Annotated in this window: 1 protein-coding gene; it reads right to left on the bottom strand. The window is 67.6% G+C overall.

Going from position 1 to position 1,199, the window contains the following annotated elements:
* Positions 1–116: 116 nt before the first annotated feature.
* On the bottom strand, positions 117–1,199 hold a 1,083-nt coding region (locus AB0E98_RS33835; protein ID WP_361710337.1), incomplete at its 5' end, for an LCP family protein.

The raw sequence follows: 1,199 nt of genomic DNA on the forward strand, positions 1-1,199 counted from the left end.
CACAGTTGGACGTACGAAGCCCGTCGTTGGCTGTACGGAGGACGGTGGATTGTTCACCGAAGGACCGTTCGGCCGACGGACTGTCGTACTGTCAGACGCGCGCAGGGCCCCTCAGGTCACTTCGCGCACTCGACCTTGTCCGCCGTGGACTTCTGGAGGTCCTTCGGGGCCTCGCCGGAGGTGGCGTCGAGCTTGACCCCGGCGCCCTTGAAGTCCTTGCCGAGGGTGAGGGTCATGGCGGGCAGGCCCTGGGAGTTGGTGACGCTCTCGCCGGGCTTCATGGCGGCGCCGGACAGGCCGAGGATCTCGGCGAGGGCGCGGGCCTGGTCGGCCTGGTCGGGGGCGTACTCCAGGGTGGTCCTGGCGATGTCGGCCGGTGCGTTGCCCGCGTTCTCGGACTTGGTGATCCCGGCCTCGTTCTGGAGGTAGGTCAGCTCCCGTCCCGCGCTGCCGGAGGAGGCGCCGCCGTTGAGGATGCGGACGCGGACCTCGGCGGGCTCCGACTTCTCGCCCTCCAGGCGGGCGGCGACGGCCGCGTCCTCCTTCTTCTGCTTCGCCTTCTTCTTCTGCTCGACCTCGGTGAAGGAGACGTCGTTCTTGACCATGTCGAAGACCTGCTGGGCGTCCCCCTCCTTGAGGACGACGGTCACCGGCGTCTTCTCGGCCGGGTTGTCCTTGACCGGCACCGTGGCGAAGGTCAGGTTCTTGATGTTGAGCTTGCCCAGCTCCAGACCGAGGTCCTTCAGTTTGCCGATGTCGTCCAGCTTGGCGTCGACGGTCAGCGCGTTGGTGCCCGCCTCGGCCAGCTTCACCATCTTCGTCGGGCTGGTGAGGGTGTCGTTGGACTTGAGCTTGCGCATCAGCGAGCTGAGGAACTGCTGCTGGAGTTCGATACGGCTCAGGTCGCCGCCGAAGCCGACGGAGTGCCGGGTGCGGACGAAGGCGAGCGCGTCCTCGCCCTCGATGGTGTGCTTGCCCGCCGGCAGGTTCAGGTGCGAGTCGGGGTCGTCGATGTCCTTCGCGAGACAGACCTCGACCCCGCCGACCGCCGAGGTCAGGGTCTTGACCGCGTTGAAGTCGGCCACCATGAAGTTGTCGGGCTTGACCCCGGTCAGCTCGGTGACGGTCCGCATGGTGCAACTGGGCGTACGGCCGCCCTGGCCGAGGCTCTCGTTGAAGCGGACGCCGGTGGAGCCCGG

It is taken from the genome of Streptomyces sp. NPDC037389, from assembly GCF_040636475.1.
GTDB lineage: Bacteria > Actinomycetota > Actinomycetes > Streptomycetales > Streptomycetaceae > Streptomyces > Streptomyces hesseae.